Below are 15820 nucleotides of genomic sequence, written 5' to 3'. Positions count from 1 at the left end.
ATGTAAAATTCACGCATAAAAACAAGATGCTGCATTGCCGCATGTTGTTTTTTATGCGGATGTTGAAGCTTTAGCTCGTTTTGCCTATTCCATAGTTGACCCTGTAGCCATTACACTCACCCCCATTGCTAGAATTGTTCGAATACAAACACATAAAAGTGCGAATACGCTCACTGTTTGGGGTCTGAACGACTAAGCATGCTTGACCCCATCGTTTCGAATGAACAGGATTTGCGCCACAAGCGCAGGCTGCGACCAATAAGTAAGGAGACAAAATGGCTACACGCTTCCCGGATGATATCGACCCGCTGGAAACCCGCGAATGGACCGAGGCACTGGCTTCGGTGCTGGAAAATGAAGGCGCCGAACGCGCCCAGTTTCTGCTGGAAAATCTGGTTGAACAGACCCGCCGTAGCGGCGCGCATCTGCCATTTGATGCCACCACCGCTTACCTGAATACCATCCCTGCCGGGCGCGAGAAGAAGTCGCCGGGCAACCACGAGCTGGAACACCGCATCCGCTCCATCTGCCGCTGGAACGCGATGGCCATGGTGCTGCGCGCCGGCAAGAAAGATCTGGAGCTGGGCGGTCATATCGCCAGCTACCAGTCGTCGGCCACCTTGTACGATGTCGGCTTCAACCACTTCTGGCGTGCGCCCAACGAAGAGCAGGAAGGCGATCTGATCTACTTCCAGGGCCATATTGCGCCGGGAGTGTACTCGCGCGCCTTCCTCGAAGGCCGTCTGACCGAGACGCAGCTGGATAACTTCCGCCAGGAAGTCGACGGCAACGGCCTGTCGTCCTACCCGCACCCCTGGCTGATGCCGGACTTCTGGCAGTTCCCGACCGTGTCCATGGGCTTGGGCCCGTTGATGGCGATTTATCAGGCACGCTTCCTGAAGTATCTGGAAAGCCGTGGTCTGGCCCGCACGCCGGGTCGCAAGGTATGGTGCTTCTGCGGCGACGGCGAGATGGACGAGCCGGAAAGCCTGGGCGCCATCGCACTGGCGGCGCGCGAAGGCCTGGACAACCTGGTGTTCGTGATCAACTGCAACCTGCAGCGTCTGGACGGTCCGGTCCGCGGCAACGGCAAAATCATTCAGGAACTGGAAGGCGACTTCCGCGGTGCCGGCTGGAATGTGATCAAGCTGATCTGGGGTAGCCGCTGGGATCCGCTGTTGGCCATGGACAGCAAGGGCCTGCTGAAGAAGCGCATGGAAGAGTGCGTGGATGGCGACTATCAGACCTTCAAGTCGAAAGACGGCGCCTATGTGCGCGAACATTTCTTCGGCAAGTATCCCGAGCTGCTGGAAATGGTCGCCAATATGTCGGACGACGAGATCTGGAACCTGAACCGTGGCGGCCACGACCCGCACAAGGTCTATGCCGCTTACCACGAAGCCACGACCAATGCGCAGGGTCTGCCGACCGTCATCCTGGCCAAGACCATCAAGGGTTACGGCATGGGCGCATCCGGCGAAGGCCAGAATATTGCGCACGGCGCCAAGAAAATGGCGCTGGACAGCCTGCGTAAATTCCGCGACCGCTTCGGTATTCCGGTGTCGGATGCCGATCTGGAAAGCGTGCCTTACTACAAGCCGGCCGAAGACAGCCCGGAAATGGCGTATATGCGCGAACGCCGCGCCGCTTTTGGCGGCAGCCTGCCTGCCCGTCTGCCGGTAAAAGCGCCGATGGCGGTGCCGGGTCTGCATGTATTCGATGCCATGCTCAAGGATTCGGGCGAGCGCGAGTTCTCCACCACCATGGCCTTCGTGCGCATGATAGGCAATCTGCTGAAAGACAAGTCTATCGGTAAACAGATCGTGCCTATCGTGCCGGACGAATCGCGCACTTTCGGTATGGAAGGCATGTTCCGCCAGTACGGCATCTGGTCGACTCAGGGTCAGAACTATGTGCCGCAGGACGCCGACCAGCTGATGTTCTACAAGGAATCCAAAGACGGCCAGATGCTGCAAGAAGGCATTAACGAGCCGGGCGCGATGTCCTCGTGGATTGCGGCAGCGACCAGCTACGCCAACCACGGCATCCCGATGATTCCGTTCTACATCTACTACTCGATGTTCGGTTTCCAGCGTATCGGCGATCTGGCCTGGGCTGCGGGTGATATGCGTGCGCGCGGCTTTATGCTGGGCGGCACGGCAGGGCGCACCACGCTGAACGGCGAAGGCCTGCAGCATGAAGATGGTCACAGCCATATCCAGGCCGGCCTGATTCCGAACTGCGTCTCCTATGATCCGACTTTCGCCTACGAGCTGGCGGTCATTCTGCAGGACGGTTTGCAGCGCATGTATGCCGAGCAGGAAGACGTGTTCTATTACATCACCCTGATGAACGAGAACTACGCCCATCCGGCCATGCCGGCCGGTGCCGAAGCCGGCATCCTCAAGGGCATGTACCAGTTGTCCGATGGCGGCGAGTCCGACATCAAGGTGCAGCTGATGGGCTCGGGCACCATCTTGCGCGAAGTGATGGCCGCTGCCGACCTGCTGCGCAGCGACTTTGGCGTTGCCAGCGATATCTGGAGCGTGACCTCGTTCAACGAACTGGCCCGCGACGGCCGCGCCGCCGCCCGCCATGCGCTCTTGCATCCGGAAGAAGCGCTGCAGGCAAGCTATGTCGAGGCGCAGCTGTCCGGCAAGCAAGGCCCGTTTATCGCCGCGACCGACTATATCCGCGCCTACGCCGAGCAGATCCGCGAATTTGTGCCGGGGCGTTATCTGGTGCTGGGTACCGATGGCTTTGGCCGCTCGGACAGCCGTGCCCGCTTGCGCGACTTCTTCGAAGTCGACCGCTATCACGTGGTCGTGGCCGCACTGTCGGCACTGGCACGCGACGGCAAGATCCCCGCGTCCCGCGTCAGCGAAGCGATTGCGCGCTACGGCATCAATGTAGACCGCTTGCCTAGCTGGAAGGTTTAAGCCAAGGCAGGTGGAACCCGGGACTCGTACTGCCGGTGTTAGGGCGCTGATGGCGACCGATGGCAGGCCGGCGATTCCCGGGTTCCGGTTCCCGGATCCCGAACAGGGGCCAAGCCCGGATAAGGAAAAATAATGAGCCAAATAATCGAACTGAAAGTCCCCGATATCGGCGGACATGCAAATGTGGATGTGATCGAAGTCTTCATCAAGGCGGGTGACACCGTCGCGGTGGATGATTCGCTGATCACGCTGGAAACCGACAAAGCCACCATGGAAGTGCCGGCCGAAGTCGCCGGTGTGGTGAAAGAAGTGCGCGCCATCAATGGCGGCAAGATCTCCGAAGGCGATGTGATCGCGCTGATCGAAGTTGCTGGCACGGCGGCGGTTGCGCCCAAGGCCGAAGCTGCCGCCGTGGCACCGGTTGCCGTTGCCTCTCCCGTTGCCGCCGCGCCTGCTGCACCGGCCGCGCCTGCGGTGAGCGCTACGGTTGAAGTGTGCGTGCCGGATATCGGTGGCGCCAGCGACGTTGACGTGATCGAAGTGGCGGTCAAGGCCGGTGACGAGATCAAGGTGGACGACAGCCTGATTACGCTGGAAACCGACAAGGCCACCATGGAAGTGCCATCGACCGTGGCCGGCCGTGTGCTGGAGGTCAAGATCAAGGTCGGCGACAAGGTGTCGCAAGGTCATCTGATTTTGCTGGTTGAATCGGCACAAGCGGCCGTAGCCGCGCCGGTGGCGGCCGCTGCGGTTGCTGCGGTTGCTGCGCCGGCGCCGGTAGCAGCACCTGCACCGGTAGCTGCCGCTGCGCCTGTCGCCCCGCTGGTGGCTGCCGCACCGGCTGCCATTAACGAAGTTTCGTTCTCCAAAGCCCATGCCGGCCCGTCGGTGCGCAAGCTGGCGCGCGAACTGGGGGTGGATCTGGGCCGCGTCAAGGGCTCGGGCCGCAAGGGCCGCATTACCGACGAAGACGTTAAGGCCTTCGTCAAGGGCGTACTGAGCAATCCGGCGGCGCTGGCGCCTGCCGCTGCGCCGGCTAGCCTGGGTGGCGGTCTGGATCTGCTGCCATGGCCTAAGGTCGATTTTGCCAAGTTTGGCGCAGTCGAACTGAAACCGCTTTCCCGCATCAAGAAGCTGTCCGGCGCCAATCTGGCGCGCAACTGGGTGATGATTCCGCATGTTACCCAGTTTGACGAAGCCGACATCACCGAGATGGAAGCCTTCCGCAAGGGCATGGGCGAAGAGCTCAAGGCCGAAGGCGTCAAGCTGACGCCGCTTGCCTTCCTGATCAAGGCGGCGGTAGCGGCGCTGAAAAAGTATCCGGAATTCAATGCCAGCCTCGACGGCGACAATCTGGTGCTCAAGCAGTACTTCCATATCGGTTTTGCTGCCGACACGCCAAATGGCCTGGTGGTACCGGTGATCAAGGATGCCGACCAGAAGAGCCTGCTGCAGATCGCTCAGGAAAGCGGAGCGCTGGCCAAGAAGGCGCGCGACGGCAAGTTGTTGCCAACCGACATGCAAGGCGGCTGCTTCAGCATCTCCAGTCTGGGCGGCATCGGCGGTACGGCCTTTACGCCTATCATCAATGCGCCGGAAGTCGCCATCCTTGGCGTGTCCAAGTCCGAGATCAAGCCTAAGTGGAACGGCAAGGAGTTCGCGCCGCGGCTGATGCTGCCTTTGAGCCTGTCCTACGACCACCGCGTGATTGATGGTGCCTCCGCTGCACGCTTTACCGCGTATATGGCGCAGGTGCTGGCCGATATCCGCCGCCTGATGCTGTAAGGAAGACCATGAGCCAAATGATAGAACTGAAAGTCCCCGATATTGGCGGGCATGGCGGCGTTGACGTCATCGAAGTCTTTATCAAGGAGGGCGACCGCATCGCCGTCGACGATAGCCTGATCACCCTGGAAACCGATAAGGCAACCATGGATGTGCCCGCCGAAAAGGCCGGTGTGGTCAAGGATGTGCTGATCAAGGTCGGCAGCAAGGTGTCCGAGGGCGATGTGATTGCACTGATCGAAGCCGCCGACGCCAGCGAGCCCGTGGCTGCAGCGCCGGCCAGTGCGCCGCTTGCGGCACCACAGGCTACCCCTCATGGCGCTGGCGCCGATATCGAATGCGATATGCTGGTGTTGGGTGGCGGGCCGGGCGGGTATTCCGCCGCTTTCCGCGCTGCCGATCTGGGCATGAAGGTGGTGATCGTCGAGCGTTACGCGACCTTGGGTGGCGTATGCCTGAACGTGGGCTGCATCCCGTCCAAGGCACTGCTGCATGTTGCCGCGGTGATCGAGGAAGCCAGCCACTTCTCCGACACCGGCGTGGCCTTTGGCGCGCCGCAGGTCGATTTGTCGGCACTCAGGAAGCACAAGGAAAAGGTGGTCGGCAAGCTGACCGGCGGTCTGGCGGTGATGGCCAAGATGCGCAATGTGCAGCTGGTGCGCGGTAACGGCCGCTTTATCGATCCTTTCCATATGGAAGTCGAGCTGACTGCCGGCGAGGGCAAGGCCGAGACTGGCGACAAGACCGTCATCAAGTTCAAGCAGGCGATTATTGCCGCCGGTAGTCAGGCGGTGAAACTGCCGTTTCTGCCGGAAGACCCGCGCATTGTCGACTCGACCGGTGCGCTGGAATTGCGCCAGGTGCCGGGGCGCATGCTGGTGGTGGGTGGCGGCATTATCGGTCTGGAAATGGCGACCGTGTACTCGTCGCTGGGCGCGCGCATCGACGTGGTCGAAATGGCCGACGGCCTGATGGCCGGTGCCGACAAGGATCTGGTTCGCGTGTGGGAAAAGCGCAATGCCCACCGCTTCGACAAGATCATGCTGAAAACCCGCACCGTCGGCGTGACCTGCCGTCCGGACGGGGTCATGGTGAAGTTCGAGGGCGAACAGGCACCCGCCGAGGAGCAGAAGTACGATCTGGTGCTGGTAGCGGTTGGCCGCAGCCCGAACGGCAAGAAAATCGGCGCGGAAAACGCCGGCATTCAGGTGAGCGAGCGCGGCTTTATCGAAGTCGACAAGCAGCAGCACACCAATGTGCCGCACATCTTCGCCATCGGCGACATCGTCGGCCAGCCTATGCTGGCGCATAAGGGCGTGCATGAAGGCCATGTGGCGGCGGAAGTGGCGAATGGCCAAAAGACCTATTTCGATGCACGGGTGATTCCGTCGGTTGCCTATACCGAGCCGGAAGTGGCTTGGGTTGGTCTGACCGAGCTGGAAGCCAAGGCCAAGGGAATCAAGGTTGGCGTCGGCAAGTTCCCGTGGTCGGCGTCCGGTCGTGCCATCGCCAACGGCTGCGATTACGGCTTCACCAAGCTGATCTTCGACGAAGCCACCCATCAGGTAGTGGGTGGTGCGATTGTCGGCCCTAACGCCGGCGATATGATAGGCGAGGTGGCACTGGCCATCGAGATGGGGTGTGATCCGGCCGATATCGGCAAGACCATCCACCCGCACCCGACACTGGGCGAGTCCATCGGTATGGCGGCCGAAGCGTTTGAAGGCCATTGCACCGATTTGCCGCCGGTGAAGAAGCGCTAGCAAATGGGAGTGGGGAGTAGGGAGTAAGCTCCCCACTCCCCACTCCCCACTCCCCGCTTTTCACGCGAGTCCTATATCATAAGGCCTATGCGCCGCATCCTGATCCCACTTCTCTTTTCCTGCCTGTGCACGCCTGCCTGGGCAAGCCTGACCTATAAGGTCGACATCGCCGCGCCCGAGCAACTTAAAACCCTGCTGGCCGACAATCTGGAGCTGGTGACCCTCGCGTCCGATCCCGATATGGACGAGGCGACGCTGGCCGCCTTGCTGGAGGAAACGCCGGTTGCGGCCAAACGGCTGCTCGAAACCATGGGTTACTTCAATGCTGCGGTCAGTGTGTCGCGGCCTGCGGCCGATGTGGTCGATGTCAAAGTGAGCCCCGGTGCGCCTGCGCGCATCCATCGCCTGCACATCGACTTTAGCGGTGCGGCACAAGGCTCGCCGGAGCTGGCTGAGGTCAGGGCCGAGCTGAAGGAAGACTGGCCTTTGCCGGAAGGGGCGGTGTTTACCCAGGACGAATGGGATGCCGGCAAAAAGCTGGCGGTACGTTTGTTGTCGTTACGTGCTTATCCGCTGGCCAAGCTGGCCGCTTCCCGTGCCGAGGTCAATCCGCAAACCGACGAGGTGAGCCTGAGCCTGAGCGTGGACAGCGGGCCGCGGGTGGAATTCGGCAAGATCCGTATCGAGGGTTTGCAGCGTTACCCCGAAAGCATGGTCAGGGGGCAGGCCGATTTTATGCCCGGTGCGGTGTATAGCCTGGAGAAACTGACCGCATTTCAAAGCTCGCTGGAGGAGGATGTGCATTTCTCCTCGGCGCTGGTGATTCCGCTGACCGGTGAAATCAAGGACGGCGAGTTGCCTATCCTGGTGCAGGTGGTGGAAGTGCCGCGGCAGAAGGGTGAAATCGGCCTGACTTGGGATAGCGAAGAGGGTTTTGGTACCCGCTTGGGGTACGAGCATTACAATATTTTCCGTCGCGGCTACACCGGCTCGGTGTTGCTGGACTGGAAGCAGAACGAAAGCGCGCTGAATTTCGGCCTGGCCTTGCCGCGTACGCGCGACGGCTACTCGCACTCGGGTAATATCGCGCTGAAAAAAAGCGAGGTGCAGAATGTCGAGCGCGACACCGTAGAGGGCGGTGTCTGGCGGCTCAGGCAGCGCGGCAATATCGAGGCACGTATCGGCGTCGAATATGTGCTGGATCGTGAAACGCTGGGCGGGGTTGAAGACCGCAATAATCAGGCCGTATTCGCGACCATAGGCTGGACCCAGCGCAAGCTGGACGATGTGATGGACCCGCGCAACGGTTATCTGCTGGATGGCCGCCTGTCGTCTACCTTGGGGCGTGCCCTGTCCGAAACCGCTTTTGTTCGCGGTCGTGCACGCGGTGCCGTGTACTGGACGCCGGGCTTTGTGCCCGGTACCTGGCTTGTGCGCGCCGATGTGGGCGAGGTGTGGGCGCAGCAAACCGACAAAGTGCCGTCATCCCTGCTATTTCGTGCCGGCGGCGTCAATAGCGTACGCGGTTTCGAATACGAGAGCCTGGGCGTTGCCGGCCCCAATGGTTCGGTGTTGGGCGGGCGGGTCATGGCGACCGGCTCGCTGGAATATCTGTTTACCGTGGCACCGCACTGGCGTTTGGGTCTGTTCCACGATATGGGTGATGCCGCCGACAGCTGGAAGAGTTTCGAGCTGGCACGCAGCTTCGGCTTCGGTGTGCGCTGGCTAAGCCCGGTGGCACCGATTGCCTTTGATCTGGCGCGGGGCGATACCGACCGCAAATGGCGCTGGACCATGAGTCTGGGTCTGCCTTTCTGAACGAATACCGATGATACCGAATACCGAGCCGCCTCCACAGGATGCCCCTGTGCCTGAACCTTCCGCTGCGCGCCCGCATTGGGGCCGGCGCATTTTGCTTGCCTTGCTGCTGGTGCTGTTTGTCCTTGTCGGCGCGGCGGCCTGGTTAAGCGGCAGCGAGGCCGGTTTTGCCCGGCTGTGGCAGCTGGCGGCACAGGCAAGCCAGGGCGCGCTATCGGTTGCCAAGGTGGAGGGCACGTTGTGGCGCGGCTTCCAGTTGCAAGGCGTGCGCTGGCAGACGCCGCTTAAGCGCATCGAGCTATCCCGTATCGCCCTGGATTGGCAGCCGGGTGCACTCTTGCAGCGCAAGCTGATCATTAACCGGCTTGAGTTAGGCAGTGTGCTGCTGGACGACCGCACCCCTGGCTCGGGCGAGCCATTAAGTGCCCCTGCATCGCTGGCCTTGCCGCTGGAGATCGAGGTCAGCCATGTGTCCTTGTACAGCCTGAGCCTGCAGCCGCAGGCGCTCGTGTTCCGGAGTCTGGCAGGCTCCTACCGTTATCTGGATGGCCATCATGCGCTGGCGCTGGAGTCGCTGCATTCGCCCTGGGGCAGTGCGGCCGGTTCGCTGGCGCTGGCGGCGGATGCGCCTTTTGCACTGGGCGGGCGGGTGGAGCTGGGGGGCGAGCTGGATGGGCGCAAGGTGCAGGCCTATGCCAATCTGGGCGGCTCCTTGCTGGCGCCTACGCTTGCGCTCAAGGGCGAGACAACCGGGGTGGTGGCCGAGGTGGACGGGCAGTTCGCACCCTTTGCCCCGGTGATTTACCGCAAGATCAAAACCCTGTCGATACGGCTGGGTAATATCAATCCGGCCGTGCTGTTTCCCGGCGCACCACAGGCGCAGTTGTCGATGGCGCTGGAAGCGCAGCCTGCCGGCGACGAGGCACTGTCCGGCGGTTTATCGCTGATTAATGCCGCGCCGGGCCCGGTGTCGGCGCAGCGCTTGCCGCTATCGCTGGCGGTAGCGACTTTCCGTGTCAATCAGGATGAGCTGACGCTGTCGGATGCCTTTGCCAATGTGGCCGATGGCCGGGTCGGCATCGCCGGCGTTTTTACCCCGAAAAATTTCGACCTCAAGCTGGTGCTGGAGCGCTTGTCGCTGCGTGCCATTTCGGCGGCGGCTCCGGCGCAAACCGTATCGGGCAAGGTTGCGCTGGGTGGCGAAAAAATGCGCCCCTTGCTGACGCTGGATTTAAGCGCCGACCAACTGCGGCTGAATGGCGAGTTGGCCTGGTTGCGCGGTAAGGCCGAAGCGCTGGATATCCGCCGCCTGCGTGCGAGCACCGGCAACGGGGTGATGGATGTCAGCGGCCGCCTGAGTCTGGATGAGGCACAGCGCCTGAACTTGAGCGGAACGCTCAAGGCTTTTAATCCGGGCGCGCTGAGCAAGGATCTGCCGCAGGGCAGTGTCAATGCCACGCTTAAAGTCGATGCCAGGCTCGCCGGTGCGCCGCAAGGCGATGTCAGCCTGATGCTGACCCCCAGTCAGCTCTCGGGTGCCCCGCTTAGCGGTCGCGCCGAGGCGCACTGGCAGGCCGACCGCTTAAGCCGGCTGAATGCTGCTTTGCTATTGGGCGGCAACCGGCTGCAGGCGAGCGGTGCTTATGGCAAGCCGGGCGACAAGCTGCAACTGGTGTTGCAAGCCGACAATCTGGCGCTGCTGGGCCCCGCTTTTGCCGGGCGTGCCAATGCGCGTATTTTGCTGGCCGGTACCCCGGCGCAGCCCTTGTTCAGCGCCAAGCTGGATGCGAACGCCTTGCGCCTGCCGGGAGACTTGAGTATTGCCAGCCTGAATGCAGAGGGCGAGCTGGCGGCCAGCGGTGCCAGTCCGTTCAAGCTGGATGCCAGACTCGCCGGTCTGCGTGCCGGCGCGCTGGAGGTCGAGCAACTGGCGCTGGCCGGCGAGGGGGTCCGTAGCCGCCATCGGGTCAGCCTGGATGGCAAGTTGCAACTGCAGGGCAAGCCCTTTGTCTTGTCGACCGAACTGGATGGCGGCCTGTCCGGTGCCAGTGTCTGGCAGGGTACGCTGGCGCGGCTGAGCATCAGCGGCGAGCCGGCGCTGCAATTGCTGCAACCGCTGAGCCTGAGTGTGGCGGCCGATGCGGTGAGTCTGGGCGCCGGGCGCTGGCGGGCATTGGACACCGATTGGACACTGCAAAAGACCGCCTGGTCACGCGCCGGCGGCATCGAAACGGCTGGCAGCGTGCGCGGCATCCAGCTGGCGGCGCTGTCGCCCTGGTTTAGCCTGCCGCTGCAAGAAAACCTGCTGTTGGGCGGCGATTGGGCGCTGCGCATGGCCGGTGGCGTAGCGCAAGGGCAGCTGAATCTGCAGCGTGAAGCGGGCGATGTGCTGTTGCCGGCCAAGTCCGGCCATCAGGCGCTGGGGCTAAGCAATGCACGCTTGCAGGCGCAATTTGATGGGGCGGGCTTGAGTTGGCGCATGCAGCTGGCCAGCGCACTGGCCAGCCTGAACGGACAGGGCCGCATCCAGACGCTGGGCGGGCGCTATTCGGCGGCCTCTCCAGTTAGCGCCAGCGTGCAGGGCGATGTACCGGCCTTGTCTGCCTTTCAGGGCTGGCTGGCGCTGGGGCAGACCCTGAGCGGGCGGGCAACGGCCGATCTGGCGATCAGCGGCACATTGGGTGCGCCGCAGTTCTCCGGCCCTATTCAGGGGAGTGCGCTCGCCTTTAGCGACCGCCTGAACGGCATCGCCCTGAAAGACGGCACGCTGGCTGCGCGCTTTGCCGGGCGCGAGTTATGGCTGGAACGGCTGACTTTCGACAATAACGATAGCCTGAGCGCGACAGGGAAACTGGCGCTGGTCGAGGGCAAGCCCGCTGCGCAACTGGTGTTCAAAATGGATAAATTCCGTGCCATTTCCCGCCCCGGACAAAGGGTGCTGCTATCGGGCCTAGTGAATCTGAACCTGGATGACAAGGCGGTCACGCTGGATGGAGCCATCAAGATCGATCGTGCGCGACTGGAAATGCCCAAGTTCGGCGCGCCGGCCTTGGGAAAGGATGTGGTCGTAATCGGGCGGGTGCAGCCACAAGCCGGTGCCGCCAGCTTGCCGTTTGCCATGAATCTCAAGCTGGATCTGGGGGATAACTTCCGCTTTAGCGGTGCCGGGTTGACTACCCGGCTGGAAGGCCAGCTGCAGTTGCAAGCCAAGCCGGATGAGGCGCTGGCTGTGTATGGCCAGGTGAATGCGGTGGATGGCCGCTTCAAGGCGTATGGCCAGGATCTGGATATCAGCAAGGGCGTGATCTCCTTTAGTGGTCCTGTTGATAACCCGGGATTGGCGATACGCGCACAGCGCCGGATGTCGCCGGTCGGGGCGGGGGTTGAAGTCAGTGGTTCGGTGCTCTACCCCAAGGTGCAACTGGTGGCGGATGAGCCGATGTCGGAGAAGGAAAAACTGGCATGGCTGATTCTGGGGCGTTCGGCTAGCGGTGGCGGTCAGGACGATAATGCGCTGGCAGCTTCGGCCGGCGGCTTTCTGGCCGGTGCCATCAATGACAAGTTGGGGCTGTTCGACGATATCGGCCTGACTTCGCGTGGCGAAAAAACGCTGGCCAACGGCACGGTCAACCCGGCCGAGCAGGTGGTGACACTGGGGCGGCAGTTGTCGCAGTCGCTGTATCTGGGTTACGAGTACGGCATTACCAGCGCCACCCAGGCGGTCAAAGTGGTGTACCAGCTGAGCAAGGGCTGGTCAGCGCAGATCAAGGCCGGCACCACGATTGACGTCGAGAGCCGTTATACGGTGAGGTTTGATTGAGGGGGAGCAGGGAGTGGGGAGTGGGGAGTGGGGAGTGGGCGTGGCGGGTTTTTACTCCCCATTCCCTAATCCCTACTCCCGTATTCCTCTGCAGGTGTTACAATCCGCCCCGGAAAGTCGACCAGACAGTCGCCGCGTGTTAAGTCACGGGGAGGAAAGTCCGGGCTCCATAGGGCAGGATGCCGGTTAACGACCGGGCGCCGTGAGGCGACGGAAAGTGGAACAGAGAGCAGAACCGCCGATGGCCGGGCAGTTCACCGCAAGGTGCGCTGCCACCGCGACAGGCCAGGATACGCATCCCTCAGGGTGTACGTCCTGCACCAGCGCTGGCTTGCCAGCACGCTGTCGCACGGCACAGGTAAGGGTGAAAAGGTGCGGTAAGAGCGCACCGCGTTGGTGGCAACATTCAACGGCAGGCTAAACCCCATCCGGAGCAAGACCAAATAGGGGTACATTGGCGTGGCCCGCGCTGTACCCGGGTAGGTTGCTTGAGCCTGTCGGTAACGGCAGGTCTAGAGGAATGACTGTTCAACGACAGAACCCGGCTTATCGGTCGACTTTCCACCTCATCCGGCTAGTCTCGTCTGCCAGACGATGATAGCCATAGACCAAGCACCTTGTCTTTGCCGCTTTTCGCCGCACGGATAGTGCAAAAAACAGGCAATCGCCTCTCCCCCGTCCCGGCAAAAAGCATTACAATGGCGACCCTTCGCCGCCTTGACGTTACCACCTGCATGCAAATCGGACCTTACCTGCTGAAAAACCAGCTGATTGTCGCGCCTATGGCCGGCGTGACCGACAGGCCGTTTCGCATGCTGTGCAAGGCCATGGGCGCGGGGATGGCGGTGTCCGAGATGATCACCTCCAATAAGACGCTGTGGCACAAGGCCAAGACTTTGCGCCGCGCCGACCATAGCGGCGAGGTCGAGCCGATTTCGGTGCAGATTGCCGGTGCCGATCCGGCCGAAATGGCCGAAGCGGCGCGCATGAATGTGGATCAGGGCGCGCAGATTATCGACATCAATATGGGCTGCCCGGCCAAGAAGGTCTGCAATGTCGCCGCCGGCTCCGCGCTGATGCGCGACGAAGCGCTGGTGGCGCGCATACTCGAAGCGGTCGTGGGTGCGGTCGATGTGCCGGTGACGCTGAAAATCCGTACCGGCTGGAGCCGCGAGCACAAGAATGCGCTGGCCATCGCGCGTCTGGCCGAGCAGTCCGGCATTGCCGCGCTGGCCGTGCACGGGCGTACCCGTGAAGACTTGTATCACGGCGAGGCCGAGTACGAGACCATCGCCGCGGTCAAGCAGGCGCTGAGTATTCCGGTGATTGCCAATGGCGACATCGACAGCCCGGAAAAAGCGCGTTTCGTGCTGGATGTGACCGGTGCCGACGCGATCATGATAGGGCGTGCCGCACAGGGCCGGCCGTGGATCTTCCGCGAGATCCAGCATTATCTGGATAGCGGCGCGCATTTGCCGCCGCCGCGCGTGGCGGAAATCCGTGCGGTCTTGCTGGCGCATCTGGACGAGTTGTATGCGTTTTACGGCGAATACTCCGGCTGCCGCATCGCGCGCAAGCATATTGCCTGGTACACCAGGGCGCTCTCTGGCGGTAATGCATTCCGCCAGGCCATGTACCAGCTGGAAAACACCGAGGATCAGCGCCTGGCCGTGGCCGACTATTTTGACCGGCTGTGCGAAGCTTCCGAGCGCCTGCAGTATATAGACGAACCTAGCAGCCGCCCTGCGCGTGCTCCCGAATAACCCAACACAGCCGATACCATGCAGAATCACGAACACATTTCCCATTCCGTCAAACTGGCGATGGAGCAGTATTTCCGCGATCTGGACGGCGAGACGCCGACCGCGGTATACGACATGGTATTGGCTTGCGTGGAAAAGCCGCTGATCGAGGTGGTGCTGGTGCATACCCAGGGCAACCAGACGCGGGCAGCCGAGTTACTGGGGCTGAACCGCAATACCTTGCGCAAGAAGATGAAGGCTTACAGTCTGATTTAACAGATCAACCGGCAACCCCGTCAGGGCTTGCCGGTTTTTTATGGTGTGGCAGTAGACTCAAAGGGAATAGAAGCAGATGACCAAGATAGCACGCGCGTTGATCAGTGTTTCCGATAAAACCGGCGTTCTCGAATTTGCCCGTGCATTGGCGGCACAAGGCGTGGAAATCCTGTCCACCGGCGGTACGGCCAAATTGCTGGCCGACAACCAGGTGCCGGTGATCGAGGTATCGGACTACACCGGCTTTCCGGAAATGCTGGATGGTCGCGTCAAGACCCTGCATCCCAAGGTGCACGGCGGTATTCTCGGCCGGCGTGATCTGCCCGAGCATGTAGCCAAGATGGCCGAATTCGATATCGGCAATATCGACCTTGTCTGCGTCAATCTGTACCCGTTTGCCGCCACCATCGCTAAGGAAGGCTGCACCATCGAGGACGCCATCGAGAATATCGATATCGGCGGCCCGACCATGGTGCGCTCCGCCGCCAAGAACTGGGCGCATGTGGCCATCGTGACCGATGCGGCCGACTACGCGGCGCTGGCAGAAGAAATGGCGGCGAATGCCGGCAAGCTGGCGAAGAAGACCCGTTTCGAGCTGGCTAAAAAAGCGTTTACCCATACCGCCGCCTACGATGGCGCCATCTCCAACTACCTGACCAGCCTGGCGCCGGAAGCCATTAGCGGCACGCCGGATCGCGTCGCCTTCCCGGATCGCCTGAACGCACAGTGGATCAAGGTGCAAGATATGCGCTACGGCGAGAACCCGCATCAGGCCGCCGCCTTCTACCGCGACCTCGAGCCGGCTGCCGGTTCCATTGCCAATTACCGCCAGCTGCAGGGCAAGGAGCTGTCCTACAACAATATCGCCGACAGCGATGCGGCCTGGGAGGCGGTCAAGACCTTTGACGCACCGGCCTGCGTGATCGTCAAGCACGCCAACCCGTGCGGCGTAGCCATCGCCGCCGATACGCTTTCCGCCTACCGCCTGGCTTTTGCCACCGACACCACCAGCGCTTTTGGCGGCATCATCGCCTTTAACCGTCCGGTCGATGCCGAAACGGTGGAAGCGGTCACCGGCCAGTTCCTCGAAGTGCTGATCGCGCCGGCCTTTACCGACGAAGCCAAGGCGATCATCGCCGCCAAGAAGAACGTGCGCGTGCTGGAAATTCCGCTTGAAGCCGGCGCCAACCATTACGAACTCAAGCGCGTGGGTGGCGGTGTACTGGTGCAGACGCCGGATATCCGCAATGTCGGTCTGGACGAGTTGCGCGTGGTCACCAAGCGCGCACCAAGCGAGCAGGAAATGAAAGATCTGCTGTTTGCATGGCGCGTGGCCAAGTATGTGAAGTCCAACGCCATCGTGTTCTGCGCGGGAGGCCAGACCGCAGGCATTGGCGCCGGCCAGATGAGCCGCGTCGACTCGACCCGCATTGCCGCACGCAAGGCGGCTGACGCCGGTTTGTCCTTGCAGCATGCCGTAGCATCTTCCGATGCCTTCTTCCCGTTCCGCGACGGCATCGACGTCATCGCCGAGCAGGGCATCAAGGCCATCATCCAGCCGGGCGGCTCGATGCGCGACGAAGAAGTATTCGCCGCTGCCGACGAGCACGGCATCGCGATGGTACTGACCGGCGTGCGCCACTTCCGCCACTAAGTTTTATCGCCGTGGCAACAGGG

General features: G+C 61.9%; 8 protein-coding genes and 1 other RNA gene. All 9 read left to right on the top strand.

Annotated elements, in window-relative coordinates; all coding sequences use genetic code 11:
* The first annotated feature begins 275 nt into the window (after positions 1–275).
* The 9 genes from aceE (at position 276) to purH (ending at position 15797) form a co-directional block, all read left to right on the top strand.
* On the top strand, positions 276–2939 hold the full coding sequence (gene aceE, locus M3P88_RS08355) for a pyruvate dehydrogenase (acetyl-transferring), homodimeric type (protein WP_249615596.1): 2664 nt from the start codon (positions 276–278) through the stop codon (positions 2937–2939).
* A gap of 132 nt (positions 2940–3071) precedes the next feature.
* Positions 3072–4724, top strand: a complete 1653-nt coding sequence (gene aceF / locus M3P88_RS08350) for a dihydrolipoyllysine-residue acetyltransferase (RefSeq protein ID WP_249615595.1) — start codon at positions 3072–3074, stop codon at positions 4722–4724.
* A gap of 8 nt (positions 4725–4732) precedes the next feature.
* Positions 4733–6487 carry a dihydrolipoyl dehydrogenase gene (gene lpdA, locus M3P88_RS08345; protein WP_249615594.1) on the top strand — a complete coding sequence of 585 codons (1755 nt, stop codon included), beginning with the start codon at positions 4733–4735 and terminating at the stop codon, positions 6485–6487.
* A gap of 87 nt (positions 6488–6574) precedes the next feature.
* Entirely contained in the window at positions 6575–8305 is a 1731-nt protein-coding gene (locus M3P88_RS08340) for an autotransporter assembly complex protein TamA (protein ID WP_249615593.1), read from the top strand.
* A 49-nt stretch (positions 8306–8354) separates the two neighbouring features.
* Entirely contained in the window at positions 8355–12125 is a 3771-nt protein-coding gene (locus tag M3P88_RS16000; protein WP_249615592.1) for a translocation/assembly module TamB domain-containing protein, read from the top strand.
* A gap of 113 nt (positions 12126–12238) precedes the next feature.
* An RNA gene (gene rnpB, locus M3P88_RS08330) (RNase P RNA component class A) lies at positions 12239–12690 on the top strand.
* Between the two features lie 169 nt (positions 12691–12859).
* On the top strand, positions 12860–13888 hold the full coding sequence (dusB, locus tag M3P88_RS08325) for a tRNA dihydrouridine synthase DusB (protein ID WP_249615757.1): 1029 nt from the start codon (positions 12860–12862) through the stop codon (positions 13886–13888).
* A gap of 18 nt (positions 13889–13906) precedes the next feature.
* Positions 13907–14143 carry a helix-turn-helix domain-containing protein gene (locus M3P88_RS08320; protein WP_124735051.1) on the top strand — a complete coding sequence of 79 codons (237 nt, stop codon included), beginning with the start codon at positions 13907–13909 and terminating at the stop codon, positions 14141–14143.
* A gap of 76 nt (positions 14144–14219) precedes the next feature.
* Positions 14220–15797: a bifunctional phosphoribosylaminoimidazolecarboxamide formyltransferase/IMP cyclohydrolase gene (gene purH, locus M3P88_RS08315; RefSeq protein ID WP_249615591.1), complete on the top strand. Its 1578-nt coding sequence runs from the start codon at positions 14220–14222 to the stop codon at positions 15795–15797.
* Positions 15798–15820 lie beyond the last annotated feature (23 nt).

It is taken from the genome of Craterilacuibacter sp. RT1T, assembly GCF_023502145.1.
GTDB lineage: Bacteria > Pseudomonadota > Gammaproteobacteria > Burkholderiales > Chromobacteriaceae > Craterilacuibacter.
This window is presented reverse-complemented; position numbering and strand designations above follow the sequence as displayed.